A 19,028-nucleotide genomic window follows, 5' to 3' on the forward strand; every position below is an offset into this window, starting at 1 on the left:
ACCGATAGGTTGGTGTTCTCAGGAATCCCCCACTTCAAGGAGAGTTAGCGAGTAAGTGGGGGTAGTTCAATGAATGCCATCGCACCCATGAATCCGGCAATGATTCCGACGAACACGCCCATATTTAGTGCCGGCGCTTCCAGAACTGATGTAAAGTACCCATCGACCGGAATCTCTGTCCCGAATAGTGTCTGCGTGATCGCTGATTCATCTGCAAGCATGTCTCCAGTGACGCCGAAAATTGCTCCGGTGATCCGATTGATCAGAATAAAACTGATTCCGGCAGCAAAGGCTCCACCAGCTTTATCTTTGGCCCAGCTTCCACCAATAGCCAGAGCAAAGAGGATATGCAGGTTTCCAATAATCGCCCACCCAATATTCTCGATTACGCTTCCAAAAGCAACCAGGGCTGTCAGGTCAGGGTTGATCAGCGGAATCGATCCACCGATACTGATCATCAGACCGGCTGCCGGCATAACGGCAATGACTCCCATCAGGGCTTTTCCGAATTTCTGCCAGAACTCAAAGTTCATTAACTTTTTCATCATTTATTCTCCTATTCTACAAGTTGACGTTTTCATTTTGTCCAACGGCTTCCACTCTATCTTTTAGAGCAAACGCTAGAGATGCGGCGCCAAGTACGCCTGCTTCGTTTTCAAGTGATGCCGTTCTGATCGCTGTGCGTGTGGCAATCGTCGGAAATGCATGGCGTTCAAAGTGCGGCGTCACGTAATCGAGCAGCAGCTGCCCGGCTCTGGACACCCCGCCCCCAAGAACAATCGTTGACGGGTTCAGGATATTGGCAATATTAGCACAAGTCTTTCCCAGATAGCTGCCCACCTTATTCAGAACATCATCTGCTAATGGATCATTTAATCTAGCCTGATCGAAGACTATTTTCGCTGTGATTGGCTGACTGTTCCATATTTTCTGAGCCAACTGTGACTCCCCGATAAACTGCTCAGCTTCTTTTCTGGCAACATTGACGATACCAGTCGCACTGGCTACTGTTTCCAGACAGCCTACCTGACCGCACGTACAGTGAAAACCGTCTGCATCGACTTTGACATGACCAATTTCTCCAGCAGTATCATGTGCTCCATGAACCAGCTCCCCGTTGACGATCACTCCGCCCCCGACACCAGTTCCTAATGTCAGAAAGACCACATGTGGCTCATTTTGTCCGGCTCCCAGCCACTGCTCTCCCAGAGCGGCAACGTTTGCATCATTGTCCAACTCAAATGGAATTCCTAGGGCACCTTCGATTTCTTCACGGACATGGACCGTTTCAGTCCAGTTCAAATTATAGGCACCAGTCACTGTCCCTTCAGACCTGTTCACAGATCCAGGTGATCCCATTCCGATTGCTGAAATATCTTCAGCCGTAAGTGACTGTTCGCTCATTTTTTCCTGAATCGACTGTATGATTGTAGGAACGATACTGCGCCCCTTGTTATGGACAGGAGTGGGAACGGCCCACTGAGTGACCGTTTCCCCTTTCCGTGTCAGAAAGGCAAATTTAATCGTCGTTCCACCTAAGTCGATGCCAATCGCTAATTTTTCCATCCGCTTCTCCTTTGCTTAAAGAACGTAATAGTTCGGATCGTGCCAAATTTTCTGTTTGGTTACTTTATACACACGTGATTCATATGGACGCAGCGTCATGACTGCATTCTGAGCATCTGTAACGGTATAGTTGCTTAATTTCAAGTCTCCAAGCTCCAGTTCTTCACTCAGGTCCAAGTCAGTCGTCTCATTGAACAGATTGACAATCACAACATATTCCACCCCTTCGTATGCGCGAAGGTAGGCATAGACCTTGTCATGCTCCTCAGCAATAAGTTCATAATGCCCGTAGATCAGAGCAGGAGTGGTTTGTCTCATCAGAATCATCTTCTTGTAGAAATGATAGATCGAATCCGGATCATTCAGAGCCTGTTCCACGTTGATATCCGGATAATTCGGATTGACGCCGAGCCATGGTTGTCCTGTTGTGAACCCGGCTTGAGGCGCATTTGACCACTGCATCGGTGTGCGAGAATTGTCCCGTCCGTTTTTCCAGATGTACGCCATGATTTCTTCGTGCGTCGAGCCATTTTTCGTTTCAATGTTATACATGTTGATCATGCCGACATCATCGTAATCCTCGATCGAGTCGAACTGTACATTCGTCATACCGATTTCCTGACCCTGATAGATGAATGGAGTGCCTTGCATGAAGAAATAGAATGTCGCCAAGGCTTTCGCAGAGGTTTTTCGCAGATCTGCATCATTGCCCCAGGTTGATACGCTTCTCGCCAGGTCATGGTTTTCAATAAATAACGCGTTCCATCCACGACCGTCTAGGCCTTTCTGCCAGCGGGTCATGACCTCTTTCAATTCCTTCAAGTCAAGTCCGTCGCCATTCGCTCCCCATAAACCAAGGTGCTCGAACTGGAAAATCATGTTGAAGTAGCCATTCTCTTCGCCTACCCAGCGGTCTGCATCCTGAATCCTTACTCCATTCGCTTCCCCGACAGTCATGACATCATAGTTGCTGATTGTACGCTCCGCAAACTCCGATAGAAACAGATCGATGCCCGGCTGATTCATGTGTCCGTCAAAGGAAGGCACGTAATCCTGGTTCAGCGTGTTAGGCATATTCGGATAGCCGTTCTTTTTCTTGATATGTGAAATGGCATCTACTCTGAACCCATCGATTCCCTTGTCCAGCCACCAGTTGACCATTTCGTATAAGCGTTCTCTGACCTTTGGATTTTCCCAGTTCAAGTCAGGCTGCTTTTTTGAAAATACGTGCATATAGTACTCGCCTGTTTTTTCATCATATTCCCAGACCGACCCACCGAAGATCGACTCCCAGTTATTAATTTCGGAGCCATCCGGTTTTGCCGGATGCCAGATGTAAAAATCACGGTACGGGTTATCTTTAGATGATCGGGATTCGATAAACCACTCGTGCTCATCAGAGGTATGGTTGATGACCAGATCCATAATGATTTTCATGCCACGCTTATGCACTTCTTCAAGCAGTTCGTCAAAATCAGCCATCGTTCCAAATTCTTTCATAATCCCGTGATAATCACTGATATCGTATCCGTTATCATCATTAGGCGACTCGTAAATCGGGCTGACCCAGATCACATCGATCCCCAGATCCTTGATGTAATCAATCTTTTCAATAATGCCTCTTAAATCTCCAATACCGTCTCCATTTGAATCATAAAAACTGCGCGGATAAATCTGATACGCGACCGCTTTCTTCCACCATTGCTTTTTCATTTATATTCGTCACTCCATATTCCTGAGATACTCTATACCCTGTCAATTATGACAACAGACTAATATTATCTTCTGAATAAACGGCTTTCAATACTTTTCTGCCTGTTATCGGTATCAGAATGGATATATGAAAAATGGATTAGTGAGACGTCGCTTTATGGCGGGGCACATCGATGCTGGAACATGTATTGGGACCAGTTCGAGAGACTTTTAGATACGAGTTTGATGTGGGCAGCAACTCGGAACCAGCTCGGTGGTTCGTTCCTGCTTGAGTTGATCGCAAGATCCATCTTAGAACCCACTCAGAAGAAATCATATCTCGAGTCGATCCCGCTGAGCTCGACAGAATCCCCCAAGCAGCAGACATAAGAAAAAGCAGTAAGCACCTTCTTAAATCCTAGGCTGCTCACTGCTTTTCATTCAATGTCTATAGAGCTGGGGCATACCCCAGCTTTCTTTCTTATGTCTTATTTTTCTTTTTGATCTGTCTGACCGCGACCCCTGTCAAAAGGCTCACTAGGCCGACTGCTCCGACTGTCCAGATCATTGTTGCCGTAGAAGGAAGTCTTTCTCCGTTCTGATCATCAGTTTGGGATTTAGAAGAATCGCCTTCTGATTCGGTAGTCTCCTCACCATTTGGGTCATCTAATGGACCATCTGAATGACCTTGATCGCTATCAGCTGCGGATTCTCCACTATCCTGACCAGCACCAGTCTCCTCAGACGAATCAGTACGGTCTGCCGATTGACCATCACCCTCGGCATCTCTTTCTGAATCAGCTATTTCTTCGCCACCTGAGGCAGGATCGTCGCCATCGGATTCCTGATCTGTTCCTGGTCCAGATTCTCCATCGGGCTGTTCCCCGTTGCCTGGGTCAGTTGCTTCTTCATCATCTTCGTCATTCTCTTCAACCGGATCATTATTTTCATCTGTCAGTAAAACTACGGATGCCGTCAGAGGAGCTAGAGTGACACCAGCCTGTTCGACAGTAATACCTTCTGGACTGGCAATCGCTCGTGTACCGGCCTGCTGACTATCGACCAGGACGTGCCCTTCAGTCAAATCAGAATCAAGTGTCAGCGTTCGTTCGGAATCATCGGCATTCACAAAGACGTAGTAACGATCGCCATTGGAATCTTCTGCACGGTAGGCGATAACCAGGTCTTCCTCCTCGATTTCCGGTGCGTTCACTAGCGACACCATGTCCGCGATCTCTTCCATCGTTCCTTTACTGAAGGCATCCGTACTTCGACGCAATGCAATCAGACCAGAAGTATACGCCTGGGTCTGCGTATTGATCGGATAAGCTTCATCATCTGTCACTTTATCTCATTCAAAACGGTTGACCGCATCTGTTGAATCATATGAGTCATGAATGAAATACGGGTAAAGGAAGGGATTCCCGTCTTCATCTGTCATAAATGTCGATTTGTAAGGAACTTGATCGTTTGCTACAGGTTCGATAAAGTCGGGATCACGGAACTGCTTGGTCCGTCCGTATTCCTGACCAGCATGAACAAAAGGTGTACCCTGAGAAGTCAGTACCATCAGATTGCCCAGACGAATACGCTGATGGATCTCTTCTTGGTGGTATTCCGGATCTTTCTGAATGCTTTGAGCAATGACATCATGAAGCGTCAGATTGTCATGCGCCGCAATATAAGGGACCACATCGCCCGGATCCGTCGCCGTAAAGTTGTGCGGATTGGCTGTCAGATTGTCAAAAATCCGCTGGATGGACCGTGCGCCTCCGGTAATGAAGCGCGGTTCTCCCTCACTGCCGAATCCGGATTTCAGTTCATTTCTGAAGTCATCTGAAAACGATCCGACGGCTTGTGTGTGCTGCATCCAGTCCTGGTCAGCCGGCATGACATCTTCATAGCCTTCGTCACCGACAAAGGTCCGCCAGCCCTCACCGATCATCAGGATATTCGGGTTCAGTTTCTGTGCTTCGTCAAAGGCCATCTGAATGCTTTCGGCATCGTGATCGCCCATCATATCGAAGCGGAAACCGTCGACTTTATATTCTTCCACCCAGTATGTGATCGAATCGACCAGAATACGGCGGGCCATCTTATGAGTGGTGCCCAGTCGGCCGCCTCCGAAACTCGTTCGTGACTTCCCGTCCGCATCCATGAAATGGTAATAGTTCGGTTCCAGATCTTCAAAAATGTGCTCCTGTGCAGTGTGATTATAGACCACATCAAGAATGACACCCATACCTCGGGAATGGATCGCATCGATCAGATTTTTGAATTCTTCAATACGTTTGGCCGGGTCTTCTGGATTTTCTGAATACATCCCCGTCAAAGAGAAGTAACTCTGAGGATCGTAACCCCAGTTATAGTTGGTCTGAGTCGATCCATAGTCCATCAGCCGTTCGGCATTTTCAAATTCATTTGCAAAGAAATAGCTCATGACCGGAAGCAGCTGAACGTGGGTCACACCTAAACTTTCGATATAATCGAGTTTTTCTATGAAAGCACTGAAGGTTCCAAACTGACTGGTCAGTTCATCTTCAATTGACGGATCGGATGTGAAGTCTCTGACATGAATTTCATAAATGATCGCATCTTCGCGCTTATCATAGCCGTCGATCTGAGCATAATCCAGTTCCGGACCGATCTCACTCGGATTCACGATGGCAGCTTTGCCGATATAATTATCCGGATCACTGCTGTTGCATGTGGCCATTGAGCGGGCATAAGGATCCAGCGCCAGGACGGTTTCACCATTTCTTTCAATCGCAAAATGGTAGAAGTACCCCGTCACATCGTCCAGTCCGGTCTTGTCTTCATCAAGAACAACACGCCACACGCCTGACTCCTCGGCAGTCATTTCGATATCATCTCTGACAACAACAGTCTGATCATCTTTATCATATAAAACGACCGTCACTGCGTCGGCACTTGGCGACCAGACTTTCAGATCAGCGGTCCCGTCTTCGTTAAAAGTCAAACCAAGTTCTCCGTCATAGGCATAAAGCGCATCCTTCAGGCGCCAGCCCATTCGCGCTTCTGCTTCTGTTTCGTCAAAAGTCACGTTATAAGGAGCACGCTCCACTGAGAAGTCACCGGTCAGTGTAACGACTCGTCGATCATGATCGACAGCCGCATTAAATAGCACGCCTCGTCCTTCTGCATCGGTCAGCTGAATTGATTCAAGCAGATCAGCCTCCTCCAGTCCTTCTGTCGAATTGAAAAACACTTCGATTTCAGTTTCAGAAATCAGTTCGGCTCGGATCATTCCGGCTTCACTGATATAGTACGGATTGGTATAAATAGCATCGTCTCCTTCACGCAGAAATAGTTGACTGTGAGCGGATAAGTTCGAGAACGTGTAATCCCGGGTCTGGGATTCATCCGCTTTATTCAGGAACAGAAAACCAATCTGATAGGCATCTTCTGCCAGCGCAAGATTAAAATAGGTTCCGTTAGGCCCGACGCCATCGCTGTCCTGAGCGCCTGCTGGCCAGTTTTCTGTTGGTTCTGCCACATCGTCCCAGCTCCAGAGGCCCCATTCATCATAGTCATTGTTGTCTCGTTTGTAGTTGATCCGAATCATATCCTCTTCGAGTAAAGGCTCATACGGTGTCACGGCATACTCATGATCAAGCCATACCTGATTCATCTCAGAAGTCAGAAACCGCACTACTAACTCATCTGACAAATTGTTTCCCGAGTCAGAATTGATAAGGAAGCCGATCGACTGTGGATTCTCTGCCAGCTCAATATCCATATACCAGCCGTAGTCGGTTTGAACAGCCTCTGTAAATGAGGTTGCCCCATTCGGCCATGCCCCTCTGTTTTCCGAAGGCTCTTTTACATAGTTCCAGATTCAGAGCCCAAGAGTCTCAGGATCATCTGACGGAAGCGACGCAAAATGGATGCGAAAAATCCTTCTTCCACCTCGGTTTCTTCTACCGGTTCTTCTGAATCATCCGGTGTTTCGATTTCTTCCGCAATCAGTGACCCGTTGTCCACTGTAAGAAGTGCTGTTCCGCCGTCTGCCATGGCTGGCAATGTAAATGTGATGATCTGGCTATCCCCCGTCTCTTCAGCAGAGTACTGGCTGTCTGAATAATGATCCATCACGATGACGTCGCTGCTATCCACTCCCACAGAAATCAGCTGCTCCTCTTCGGATGTATTGAAGGCAAGAAACACTGATTCATCTTCCAGAGCCCGTTCGACAATCATCCAGTCCTCGTCTTCTGAAGTCAGGAAAGTCTCCCTCGTTCCTCTGGAAAGCAGTTCGCTGAATTCATTTCTAAATCCGATGACTTTCTGATAATGCGTCAGGATATGATTACCTTCAATCAAATCCCAGCCGAAGTCATAGCGGTTATCATACTGGGGCCAATTGTCGGCTCCTGTCTGGCCAAGCTCTTCCCCGTAGTAAATGACCGGCTGTCCTTTCGAGGTCATCTGAAGCGAGGCAGCCAGCTTAAGTTTCCCTTCATCTCCACCAACCGAATATAGGAAGCCCGGTTCATCATGACTGCCTAAAAACTGCCCAAGAGTAGCATTACTGGCTAAAACATTATTTCTATTGACTAAATGAGTATTCGCCCGCTCTATGCGTCCGTTGACGAAGTCTGCTGCATAGCTTTTGAAACTGAAATCTAGCAGACTGTCCATCATCCCTGTATTTAAATAGCCATGATCGTTCTGGTAATTTGCTCCCCAAGATTCTCCGATCAGCTTGAATGCTGGATCTCTTTCAATGAGTTCATTTTTAAAGTGCTGCCAGGTCGTATCGTCGACGTGCTTGACTGTGTCGACCCGGAAACTCGCGATCGCATTTCCATCAGCTGTTGTGGAGCGCTCGATCCAGTCTGCCTGCCAGGCTACCAGCTGCTCTCTGACGGCCGCTTCTTCTGTTAGAAAGTCCGGTAGACCCGCCAGTTCCATGGTCAAGTCTGTGCTACCGCCTTGTTCTCTAATCATGCCGTCAAAGCGTGCCCTGTCTTCGTCCGTCGGATAGCCTGCTGGTGGATCGTCCACCCCGTCGTTAGGATGCATACCGTAGCCGGCATGGTTCAGTACCACATCGACCATAATAGCGATCCCTCTGTCCGCTGCCTGGTCAATCAGGTCATGAAATTCTTCAAGCGTCCCAAGGTGCGGATTCAATTCTTCAAAATTCTTTGCCCAGTAGCCATGGTAGGCATAGTAGCTGCCGTCATCACTGCGGTATGCGACATCGTGACCCACATTTTCAACGATTGGTGTGATCCAGATGGTCGACACACCCAAATTTTCCAGGTAATCAAGGTTCTCCGTTACCCCTTTGAAATCCCCTCCCTGATAAGTGCCTCGAGGATTTTCTGCCTGACTGTAATCAATGCCGTACGGATCATTGTTCATCGGATCCCCGTCAGCAAAGCGGTCGGTAAGCATAAAGTAGATGATTTCTTCATCCCAGTCCCGTTCACCTTCTGCCTTGTTCCGCTCACTGATTGTCACGTCAGTTTGCGCAGTATAACGTCCGTTGTTTTCATCCCAGACGTTGACGGTTATTGGGTATGTTCCCGGCTGGATTGTGTGATCAGCTGATAGGGTCACCCGGTTCAGTTCAGGAGAAATAACTAGATCAGACGGTCCCCCGATCGATGAGACATCCGCTGAAATGCGTGATACCTCAAGGTCAGACTGATTATCGATCGTGACATCAAGAAGTCCGTGTTCGTTGTAGCTGAATGCCCGGCTGACTGAAGCAGACACTCTGATGTCCTCTTCTCCCTCAGATTCTTCCGGTCCGTCCTCTTCATCTGATCTGTAAAAAGGATTAGTAAAGGCTTGAGTTGGGTCATCAGCTGTGACAAAGACCTGATTCATCGTATCAAATGAGGCGAACCGTAAGTCCTCCGTCAGCTTGTCTTCTCCATCTGACAGATTAACGACTAAAAAGCCGACTGACTGGGCAGATTCATTGACTGGAAGATCGATGTAGGCTCCGTGCGGGCCGACCTGATTATTTGAAAATGGAATGGCGTCATTAGGCCACTCACTAGGCTGATTCGGTGCATCTCCCCAGAACCATACCCCGTAATCCTCATAGTTCACGGCGTCGTTTAGGTAGTGAATACGCAGAGCCGGTGTCTCAAAGTCGACTGGAACATAATAATGGACAGATCCATCAGCTCTGATCCAGACTTCTTCAACTTCCGGGAACAATGTAATGATAATGTCTTCCTCAATATATCTTGTTCCATCTCCGAATACAGGAATCAGACCGATTTCTTCAGCATCCGCCTGTATTGCAATGTCCTGATAGTAACCAAAGTCAGTCTGATCAGATTCTGAAAAAGACGAACCGGACGGCCAGGAAGACACGTCCTCAGATTTCGTCAGCACATCTCCCCACATCCATAACGAGAGATCATTATCAATTTCATCCGTTTCAAGATGTACCCGAAGCATCCGCTCAGTCTCGGCACTCACGGAGGTGAAATCGGGAAAGACATTGGCTAACGACTGAAATAGCAGTAAAAAGACCAGTAAAGCTGAAAATAATGCAGATGATTTTCTGTTCATTTACTCAGACTCCTCTTCTTTTTAGTTAACGCTTTCAATTTTGAGCAAAAAGAACTCCCCCTACGGAAGGCGTAAGGAGAGCTTTAGTTGTATTACCCTTTGGTGGCACCGGCGGCAAGACCTGAAATAAGGTACTTCTGCAGCAGCAGGTAAACTGTGGCGATCGGAATAGCGATCAGTACCGCTCCGGCAGCGAATCGGCTGAAGTTATTGGAAAACTGGGCGTTGACAAAGTTGTACAGACCCAGAGCCAATGTGAAATTTTCAGGGCTTCTCAACACGATACGAGGCAGGATAAAGTCCATGAATGGGGCCATGAAGTTGAACAGGGCCACCACAGATAAAATAGGTTTTGCCAGCGGCAGCAGAATCTGGAAAAAGATTCTGAAGTGTCCGGCACCATCCATTTTAGCGGATTCATCCAGCGATTTAGGCAGGGTATCCAGGTAACCTTTGACTAAAAAGGCATTCATCGGAATGTTTCCTCCGATATAAATCAGGATCAGTCCCCATAGGTTGTCAATAAGGCCAATCGTGTTCAGCAGGATGAATAAAGCCACCATTGCCATCAGAACTGGAAACATCTGAAGCAGAAGGAAGGCATATAAGCCGTACGTGCGTCCTCTGAAACGGTAACGCGAAAATGCATAGGCTGTAAAGCTGACCAGCAGCGTCGTTACTACCGTTACGATTGTGGAAACGAACAAGGTGTTCCGATACCACTGCAGGTAGTCACTTCTTGGATTGGTAAAAAGCCAGACGTAATTATCCAGAGACCAGTTTTCCGGAGAAAGGGACGCTGTAAATAAGTTAGATGCCGTGTTCATTGAAATGGCAAAGGCCCAGAACAGCGGATAGAAAATGATCAGGAACATGACGGCCAGAATCAGATAAATCATCGCGACTTCAAGCTTGCTTTTCTGCTTGCGCGTGAACTGTCTCTTCTGCATGCGTTCGAAGATTTTACTCATTAATAGTTCCCCTCCTCTTTAAATGATCGTGAACGACGGAACTGGAAGAAAGCGAAGGTCGCCACGATCAGTCCGAGAATCAGTGAAATTGCTGCAGCCATACTGAACTGAGAGTTGGTGAATGTCAGCCCGTAAACCCATGAGATCAGGATATCGGTACCACCGGCATTCTGTCCGCGCACAGCTGGTCCCCCTTCATTGAAGAGATAGATAATGTTGAAGTTGTTGAAGTTGAATGTGTACTGCGTCAGCAGGATCGGCCCTGTGGCAAACATCAAATGCGGGAAAGTGATTTCCTTGAATTTCTGCCAGCGTGTTGCTCCGTCCATATCCGCTGCTTCATACCAGTCATCCGAAATTCCTTTAAGCACACCGGAAAACAGCGCGTAAACATACGGGAAGCCAAGCCATACCTGGATCATGATGATCGCGATCCGGCTCCACATGACGTTAGACATCCACGGGATAGTCGTATTGAACAGTGGCTGAATGATATCTGTGTTTATTGCTCCAAAATTGTCATTGAATAATGCTGAGAAAATAATGATCGTCACGAATCCTGGAACAGCCCACGGTAAGATCAGGATCGTCCGGATGATACGTGTGCCTTTCAGTCGCTTGTCATTTGTCAGGATGGCCAGGAACATAGCCAGTCCGATAGACAAGGTCGTTGCTACGAATGTCCAAGTCAGTGTCCATGACAGAACACTGAAGAAAGTGGTGCGCCATTCCGCGATGGTCACCAGTCTGACAAAGTTTTCGAAGCCGACCCACTGCAGAATGTTTCTAGGCGGGGCATTATACAAATTGTAGTTTGTAAAAGCCAGGAAAGCCATGAAGAGCAGCGGCAGGATGACCACGAAGACCAGCAGAATGAATCCTGGGCCGATCAGAACATAAGGAAAACCGGCATCCCATGAATTCCTGAAGTTCTCCATAACGCCTCCTGGACGCCATCCGTCTCTGATTTTCTGCGCTTCTTTTTTTGCATCCTGAAGGTTGAACGTATAAAACACACCGTAGAACACAGTGAATATGATAGCTAAAATCCCTTCAATCAGGAACACACGTGAATCGTCCACTCGTGGTTCAGTTCCCAGGGTAATCAGCCCCTGTAATCCGGAAGCAATAAAGTCAAACATCATTACAGTAAAAGCTGCAAACAGGATGAATATCAGTGCACCTTTTAATCGTCGTTTATTATAAATCTGACCCATTCCTGGAATAACGGACAGCAGCATAGCTTTTTTAGGGCTATGGTCCAGATCCGCATTTACGGGACGCTTGTTTTTTTGATTTTTTCTGTCAGTAGGCATAATCTCTCTCCTTCTATCAGCCCAATATTTAAAAAGGACTTTGCTGCCTTTAAAGCATCGCTCTCTATGCATTCATTACTTTAAAGAACTAATACGAACAAGGAGATTGAGTCATCACATCTGCTCAATCTCCCCTGTTCAAATTAGTTTGATTTCACACTATATTGGGTGACTTATTGTCCCATCATTGAAATGTTGGCTTCAATATTTGCAACAGCTTCGTCCAGTACTTCCTGTACATCGTCCCCTTGCTGTACGAACTGCAGTGCGTCTCCCATTGGCTCCCAAACCTGAGACATTTCAGGAATATTTGGCATTGGGTGAGCGTTCTGAGACTGTGCGAAGATTGGTTCCATGAATTCATCGTCGATTTCTACAGCTGTGTGAGCTGGCAGTTCACCGGCAACTTCAAAGTAAGTGGTTGAGTTTTCTTCGTTAGTAATGAATAGTGCCAGTTCAGTTGCCCAGTACTCATGATCTGTGAAATAGTTGACTAACCAGCCTTTGTTTCCTGAGAAGGAGTTCAATGGCTCTCCGTCTTGAGTCGGCAGCTCTACGACTTGCAGGTTTTCACCGATTGCATCGCGGTAGTCAGGAATTGCCCATGGGCCGTCGACGACCATACCTACCTGTCCATCCATGAACAGGCTACTCGCTACTTCAAGGTCAGTCCCTGGAGGCATAAGCCCTTCGTCGAACCATGACTGAATCATTTCTACAGCGGAGACTGCTTCAGGTGTGTTTAGACCGATATCGGTTGGATCATATACGCCGTTTTCATCTTGACCGAAGATGTATCCTCCGTCAGCTGTGATGAACGGATATGTGAAGTACAGGTTAGCAGCATCCATCATGAAGCCAAACTGGCCGTCTCCAGTCAGATCACGTGCAATGTCCATCAGTTCATCCATTGTTTCAGGTGCTTCAGGTACTAGCTCATTGTTGACGAATAGAGCATATGTTTCAACGACTGCTGGGATTCCGAACTGGATGCCTTCGAAGCTGAATGACTGAACCGCTTCTTCGTTATATTCTCCAAGGCGTTCAAGCTGATCATCTGTCAGATCAAGCTCAGCTGCCAGACCCTGCAGGTAAATATCTCCCATACGGTCATGCGGCTGGAAGAAAAGATCCGGTCCTTGTCCGGCAGGTCCATCCAAGCTCATGCCTTCAAGCTGCTCAAGCATTTCGTAAGGTGTGATCTGTACATCGATACCGTACTCTTCAGTAAAGCGCGCTGTAATTTCTTCATAAGCATCCAGCTGCTGTTCTTCATTATTAACCCACATGTGTAATGATTCTGGTTTTTCAGGAGCGTCCTCATCAGAAGCTGTATCAGTCGTTTCCTCTGCTGTATCGTCCCCTGTTTCGTCAACTGTTTCTTCTGTTGCGTCATCAGTCGTATCGTCAGTTGCCCCATCATCTTCGTTACCACAAGCAGCTAGTAAACCAACTGTTGAAAGCAGTAACATTCCTTTGTATAACACTTTTCTGTTTATCATTCTTCTTCCTCCTACTTTTTACTTTTATTTATTCTGGAATGGTTTTCACTTTTACCCCTTCGGTTGCATAAAGTAAAGGTACCAGTTTACTTAGGTGTTCTGAAAGAGTGATGTAAGTGATTACAATTTAACTATATAAGGTTTTTACAAATGTTTCAATTGTTTTTTCAATGTTACCGGTATCAGGAATCACGTCACATCCCTGTAGCTATATACTGCTGCCGTCCTCTCATTTTTAACCATTAATATGAGTGTATAATGCACAACCTCTGTTCCATGATTTCCCGTTATTATCGTTTCGGTGTAACTGATTATAAATCGTATTTTTTCTGCAGACAAAAAGGCATACGCCCTTTTCTGGTTAAGATCCCGGTTAAAAAGACGTTTGCCTGTCATGAATTAGCTTGTTTCCCCTGCTCTCACCGCTACGGCTTCGTAAGGGTTCAGATCCAATAATCTCCAGTCAACAACTGACCTGTTGTAATTGGTTGCCATCACATCATACTCATTTGGCATGTCGTCCAGACATACCTGCTGTTTCTCGTCGCTGATATTAGCCACAACGACCCATCTTTCCCCTCGGTACAAACGCTCGTAGGCAAAGACCGTCGGGTGATCAGGTAACAAGAGTGTATAGTCTCCCCAGACGATTGCGGGATGATCTTTTCTCAACTGAATCAGCTGCTTATATGTATGGAACACTGATTCTTTGTCTGATACGGCTTGCTCAACATTGATGCTTGTATAATTCGGCTGAACAGCGAGCCATGGTTCGCCTGTCGTAAATCCGGAATGCTCTGAACCGTCCCACTGTACAGGTGTCCGAGCATTGTCGCGCCCTTTGACGTTGATGGCATTCAGAATCTCTTCTTTTGAGTAGCCCTGCTCCAACCGTTCATGGTACATATTCCGACTTTCAATGTCGTCCACTTCATCGATTGAACTAATGAAACGGTTGGTCATGCCGATTTCTTCCCCCTGATAAATATAAGGGGTCCCCTTCATCAGATGCAGAAGAATCGCAAAGCATTTCGCACTTTCGACACGATAGGTATCATCATTCCCCCATCTTGAAACGACACGCGGAGTATCGTGGTTATTCCAGAACAGACTGTTCCATCCGTCTTCCTTAAAGGCTACCTGCCACTTGCTCAAGACTTGCTTCCATTCGACCAGGTCCAGTTCTTTCAGATCCCATTTCGACTTGCCGGGCTGTTCGTCAAGCATCATGTGTTCAAACTGAAAAACCATGGACAGCTCGTTGCGCTTAGGATCTGAATACAGTTTAGCCGACTCAGGGGTCGCACTCCATGTCTCACCGACTGTTATCACATCACGTCCCTTTAGCGTGTGCTCATGCATTTCTTTCAAGTAATCATGCAACTTAGGTCCATTGGCCGTCAATCCTTCATCCGGCAGTTTACCGATCAGATCAATGACATCCATACGGAATCCGCCAACACCTTTGTCCAACCAGAAGTTCATCATCTTATAGACATCCTGACGCATCCGTTCATTCTCCCAGTTCAGATCCGGCTGCTTCCTGCTGAATAGATGCAGGTAATACTGTCCGCTGTCTTCGTCAAGTGTCCAGGCTGGTCCGCTGAAAGCAGAAGTCAGATCGTTTGGTGCCTGTCCATCTACAGGATCGCGCCAGATATAGTAATCTCTGTAGGCGTTATCCTTACTCTTTCTGGCTTCGACAAACCAGTTATGCTCGTCACTCGTATGATTGACGACTAGATCCATCACGATTCGGATGCCTCGTTTCTGCCCTTCTTCGATCAGTTCATCCATATCTTCCATCGTACCGAACTCAGGATGAATAGCCTCGTAATCACTGATGTCATACCCATTGTCGTCATTCGGAGACGCATAGACCGGACTCAGCCAGATCGCATCGATCCCAAGTTCTTTTAAGTAGTCCAGCCGGCTGGTAATGCCTGGGATATCTCCAATCCCATCTCCATTGCTGTCCTGAAAACTTCGCGGATAGACCTGATAGAATACCGCATTCTGCCACCACTTCATTCTTGTCCTCCTCAGTTCTGATTGGCTTTTTCAAGAATCGTTTTCAGATTCAGGTCGGCCGTACTTTCAACTGCGTAATCCGCTTCTTTCATCGCATCTCTGGATCCGACTCCGACAGAAAACATATGTGCGCTATTAATCGATTGTATCCCGGCTTCGGCATCTTCCAGTCCGACGCATTCTTGTGGACTGAGGTTCAGCATTTCAGCACCTCTGATGAAAATCTCCGGATCCGGTTTACCAGCTTTAAGTGACGCAGGGTCTACAATTCCGTCAAACAGATCCATGATCTCCAGCCTTTCCATAATTTCTGGTCCATTCTTACTCGCTGAAGCCAGAACCATCCCTAAATTTTTCTCTTTCGCTTCTTTCAATAGCGTATCAATACCCGGAAGCAGGTCATCTGGTGTGATTCCCTTGATGTATGCCTTATACTCCTCATTCTTCTGCGTAGCCAGTTCCTCTTTTTCAGCTTCTGTATAGGCCGTTTCTTTCCCTCCGTGCTTAAGAATCAGATCCAGAGACTCCATGCGGCTGATGCCTTTCAGTTGTTCGTTGAATTCTCTGTCAATCTCTATGCCGATCTTTTCAGCCAGACTTTTCCACGCCAGAAAATGGTATTCTGCTGTATCTGTAATGACACCGTCTAAATCAAAAATCAAACCTTTAATCATGTCAATTCCTCCTGTTTATTATATAAATGGACTAGTTTTCGCCTGGCGAAAACAGGCGACCTTATGATTACAATGGGGTTAAAAGCCGTCCAGGCGGCTTTTCTCTATTTAGAATAAGCTTTTCCTACAAAAATATGTTTGGGAGCAAACTCAGACTGATTTTTCGCCTGAGTACCGAGGCATGCAGGCACCCCTCACTAAAAAAGAAGGGGGAGAAGCCTACCCCTTTACTTTACTGCAATTATTTTTCTATCGCATGCGACAGCGTTCCATCAAGCGTGACTTCTTTGTTGTAAAGCGTGAAGGTCAGCGCCTCCCCTTCTTGAAGAGAGAATTCGACTTCATCAGCAGTCACGTGCACAGCAATCAGACGCCCGCGGTACTTGAGCTTGAACTGATAGCCGGTCCACTGTGTCGGACAGTATGGTTCGAAGGAGAGATGTCCTTCAAGAGTACGCATGCCTGCAAAACCGTGAACGATCGACAGCCAGCCACCGCTCATTGACGTAATGTGCAGGCCGTCTTCTGTATCATTGTTGTAGTTGTCCAGATCAAGTCGGGCCGTACGCTCGTACATTTCAAAGGCTTTTTCTTTTTTGCCTAGCTCGGATGCCAGAATAGAGTGTACAAGAGGAGACAGAGACGACTCATGGACCGTCATCGGCTCATAGAAATCAAAGTTCTTTTCTTTCTCTTCCTGAGTGAACTCATGATTCAGGAAATACAGCCCCTGAAGCACATCGGCCTGCTTGATGAACGGTGAACGCAGAATCTTGTCCCATGACCAGTTCTGGTTGATCGGACGTTCTTCTGGTTTCAGTGAATCTACCGGTCGCAGATCTTTGTCTAGGAATGTATCGTGCTGAACGAAAATTCCAAGATCTTCATCCTTAGGGAAGTACATATGCTCGACAATATCCGCCCACTTATCGGTCTCGCCAGGTTCAAGAGCCAGAGCACTTAAGCGGTCTTCGGATGCTTTTTCTAGAGACGCAATCGTGTAGCGAAGCGTCCAGGCTGCCATCGTGTTGGTATACCAGTTGTTGTTGACGTTGTTTTCATATTCGTTAGGTCCCGTTACGCCATGGATCATATACTGCTTGTTACGCTTTGAATAGTGGACACGGTCAGCCCAGAATCGGGAAATAGCCACGAGTACATCCAGCCCCTGATTCAGCAAGTAGGTCTCATCACCGAAGTAAGTGGAGTAGTTATAGATCGCATGAGCAATCGCTCCGTTCCTGTGAATTTCTTCAAAAGTGATTTCCCATTCATTGTGACATTCTATACCTGTAAAAGTCACCATCGGGTAAAGAACACCTTTCAGTCCCTGTTTCTGAGCATTGATATGAGCCTGTTCAAGCTGATTGTGTCTGTAGACCAGCAGCTGTCTGGAAATTTCCTCATCTGTGATTGACAGATACATTGGCAGGATGCAGGCTTCAGTGTCCCAGTAGGTTGCCCCGCCGTATTTCTCTCCAGTAAAGCCTTTAGGTCCGACATTCAGACGCGGGTCTTCTCCGTAATAGGTCGAAAACAGCTGGAAGATATTGAAACGGACCCCTTGCTGACTGGCCTCGTCTCCTTCGATCATGACATCAGCATTTTTCCAGCGCTGTGCCCATTCTTCTACGTGAGCTTCTTTCAAACTCGTATAGCCTTTATTCTTTGCTTCAGCAACGATGCGTTCAGCAGCATCGATCTGATCGGATTCTTCTACATCACGACTCGTAATGACAGAAACCAGCTTAGTCAAAGACACTGATTCCCCTTCACCTAGCTGACCGGTTACATGCTCTTCCACCTTCATTTCAGAGTCCGCCGCTGATTCAGTTGTTAGGCCTTCCGTCAGATTCGCCATCATCATGGTCACGGTGAATCGGTCCGTTCCGAAATTGTTTTCGATCGTCTTTGTTGTCAGATAGGGATATGGAGACAGGCCGCGATTTCTTTCCAGCCAGAACACTTCATCATAGTTGCTGTCTTCATTCACCACATCACCGTCCAGATGAGGGATCAATTCAATTGAGGCATCACCTTTTTGACTGGTCGCTTCTACATGAATGACGGCCAGCTCTTTAGTAGCTGCACTCAAAAAGCGTGAGAAATTAAAGGCAATGGCCTTTCCGTCCTTTTCCCATACGAAGGACCGGTTCAGGATTCCTTCTTTCATATCCAGTTCCAGGGTGTAGTCCCTGACTTCATCGACAGCCAGGTCCATCTTATGCCCGTCGATCAGCACTGTGACCGGAATAAAGTTAGTCGCGTTGATCACTTTTCCGAAATACTCTGGGTAGCCTATTTTCCACCAGCCGACTCGCGTCTTGTCCGGATACCAGACTCCAGCTAAATACGTTCCGATATGAGTATCTCCAGAGTAACCTTCTTCAAAATTTCCACGCAGCCCCATGTAGCCATTTCCAATTGAGGTCAGGCTTTCCTGTACGCGCTTCTTTTCACTCACATCTGTAGAAATGACCTTCCATGGGTCCACCTTTGCAATACGTTCCATACATTACACGTCCAATCCTAATCATTTATAGTTCGTCTATTTTTTTATCGCTTCCATCAGAACCTTGCGTTTCTTGGCCCGGTCACGTTTTTTCATCAGGCGTTTTTTACGTTCTTCTTCATTATCTTCATAATAAAAGACTGAAAATCCATTGTGACTGAGCAATGTTTCATCTCCATCAGCAATATCATTCAGATGGAAAA

The 19,028-nt window shown here is 46.9% G+C and carries 12 protein-coding genes and 1 pseudogene; 1 reads left to right on the plus strand and 12 read right to left on the minus strand.

The features are described 5' to 3' along the window. Positions 1-71: 71 nt before the first annotated feature. The 3 genes and pseudogenes from ABFX15_RS02150 to ABFX15_RS02160 form a co-directional block, all read right to left on the minus strand. Positions 72-545 (minus strand): annotated as a pseudogene (locus tag ABFX15_RS02150) (PTS transporter subunit EIIC); the annotation flags it as partial. Positions 546-561: 16 nt separating this feature from the next. Beyond that, on the minus strand, positions 562-1,566 hold the full coding sequence (locus ABFX15_RS02155; protein ID WP_346023887.1) for an ROK family glucokinase: 1,005 nt from the start codon (positions 1,564-1,566) through the stop codon (positions 562-564). Positions 1,567-1,581: 15 nt separating this feature from the next. Next, positions 1,582-3,279, minus strand: a complete 1,698-nt coding sequence (locus ABFX15_RS02160; RefSeq protein WP_346023888.1) for a glycoside hydrolase family 13 protein — start codon at positions 3,277-3,279, stop codon at positions 1,582-1,584. 225 nt (positions 3,280-3,504) lie between these two features. Between ABFX15_RS02160 and ABFX15_RS02165 the strand changes: the two genes are divergently transcribed. Further along, positions 3,505-3,648 carry a hypothetical protein gene (locus ABFX15_RS02165; RefSeq protein WP_346023889.1) on the plus strand — a complete coding sequence of 48 codons (144 nt, stop codon included), beginning with the start codon at positions 3,505-3,507 and terminating at the stop codon, positions 3,646-3,648. Positions 3,649-3,739: 91 nt separating this feature from the next. Here ABFX15_RS02165 and ABFX15_RS02170 read toward each other — a convergent pair whose 3' ends face one another. From ABFX15_RS02170 to ABFX15_RS02210, 9 genes are all read right to left on the minus strand, one after another. Beyond that, positions 3,740-4,603, minus strand: a complete 864-nt coding sequence (locus tag ABFX15_RS02170; protein WP_346023890.1) for a hypothetical protein — start codon at positions 4,601-4,603, stop codon at positions 3,740-3,742. A 6-nt stretch (positions 4,604-4,609) separates the two neighbouring features. Beyond that, complete coding sequence (locus ABFX15_RS02175; protein ID WP_346023913.1) at positions 4,610-7,117, minus strand: pullulanase; 2,508 nt, start codon at positions 7,115-7,117, stop codon at positions 4,610-4,612. Beyond that, a complete protein-coding gene (locus tag ABFX15_RS02180) occupies positions 7,102-9,819 on the minus strand; it encodes an alpha-amylase family glycosyl hydrolase (protein WP_346023891.1) in 2,718 nt (905 codons plus the stop codon). Before ABFX15_RS02180 ends, ABFX15_RS02175 begins: the two co-directional genes overlap by 16 nt. A 92-nt stretch (positions 9,820-9,911) precedes the next feature. After that, complete coding sequence (locus ABFX15_RS02185) at positions 9,912-10,790, minus strand: sugar ABC transporter permease (protein WP_346023892.1); 879 nt, start codon at positions 10,788-10,790, stop codon at positions 9,912-9,914. Then, positions 10,790-12,106 (minus strand): sugar ABC transporter permease, encoded by a 1,317-nt coding sequence (locus tag ABFX15_RS02190; RefSeq protein ID WP_346023893.1) that lies wholly within the window; start codon positions 12,104-12,106, stop codon positions 10,790-10,792. The genes ABFX15_RS02185 and ABFX15_RS02190 overlap by 1 nt, the downstream gene beginning before the upstream one ends. A gap of 173 nt (positions 12,107-12,279) precedes the next feature. Continuing rightward, positions 12,280-13,608: a sugar ABC transporter substrate-binding protein gene (locus ABFX15_RS02195; RefSeq protein ID WP_346023894.1), complete on the minus strand. Its 1,329-nt coding sequence runs from the start codon at positions 13,606-13,608 to the stop codon at positions 12,280-12,282. 399 nt (positions 13,609-14,007) lie between these two features. Continuing rightward, a complete protein-coding gene (locus tag ABFX15_RS02200) occupies positions 14,008-15,639 on the minus strand; it encodes a glycoside hydrolase family 13 protein (RefSeq protein ID WP_346023895.1) in 1,632 nt (543 codons plus the stop codon). A gap of 11 nt (positions 15,640-15,650) precedes the next feature. Further along, entirely contained in the window at positions 15,651-16,313 is a 663-nt protein-coding gene (gene pgmB / locus ABFX15_RS02205; protein WP_346023896.1) for a beta-phosphoglucomutase, read from the minus strand. A gap of 241 nt (positions 16,314-16,554) precedes the next feature. Next, a complete protein-coding gene (locus ABFX15_RS02210) occupies positions 16,555-18,825 on the minus strand; it encodes a glycoside hydrolase family 65 protein (protein WP_346023897.1) in 2,271 nt (756 codons plus the stop codon). Between the last annotated feature and the right edge of the window lie 203 nt (positions 18,826-19,028).

It is taken from the genome of Alkalibacterium indicireducens, assembly GCF_039522005.1.
GTDB classification, from domain to species: domain Bacteria; phylum Bacillota; class Bacilli; order Lactobacillales; family Carnobacteriaceae_A; genus Alkalibacterium; species Alkalibacterium indicireducens.

Excerpts from the sequence above, each read along its gene's own strand:
- ABFX15_RS02210 (WP_346023897.1), bottom strand. The coding sequence starts at position 18,825 with ATGGAACGTATTGCAAAGGTGGACCCATGGAAGGTCATTTCTACAGAT.
- ABFX15_RS02185 (WP_346023892.1), bottom strand. The coding sequence starts at position 10,790 with ATGAGTAAAATCTTCGAACGCATGCAGAAGAGACAGTTCACGCGCAAG.
- ABFX15_RS02200 (WP_346023895.1), bottom strand. The coding sequence starts at position 15,639 with ATGAAGTGGTGGCAGAATGCGGTATTCTATCAGGTCTATCCGCGAAGT.
- ABFX15_RS02190 (WP_346023893.1), bottom strand. The coding sequence starts at position 12,106 with ATGCCTACTGACAGAAAAAATCAAAAAAACAAGCGTCCCGTAAATGCG.
- ABFX15_RS02165 (WP_346023889.1), top strand. The coding sequence starts at position 3,505 with ATGTGGGCAGCAACTCGGAACCAGCTCGGTGGTTCGTTCCTGCTTGAG.
- ABFX15_RS02195 (WP_346023894.1), bottom strand. The coding sequence starts at position 13,608 with ATGATAAACAGAAAAGTGTTATACAAAGGAATGTTACTGCTTTCAACA.
- ABFX15_RS02180 (WP_346023891.1), bottom strand. The coding sequence starts at position 9,819 with ATGAACAGAAAATCATCTGCATTATTTTCAGCTTTACTGGTCTTTTTA.
- pgmB (WP_346023896.1), bottom strand. The coding sequence starts at position 16,313 with ATGATTAAAGGTTTGATTTTTGATTTAGACGGTGTCATTACAGATACA.
- ABFX15_RS02160 (WP_346023888.1), bottom strand. The coding sequence starts at position 3,279 with ATGAAAAAGCAATGGTGGAAGAAAGCGGTCGCGTATCAGATTTATCCG.
- ABFX15_RS02155 (WP_346023887.1), bottom strand. The coding sequence starts at position 1,566 with ATGGAAAAATTAGCGATTGGCATCGACTTAGGTGGAACGACGATTAAA.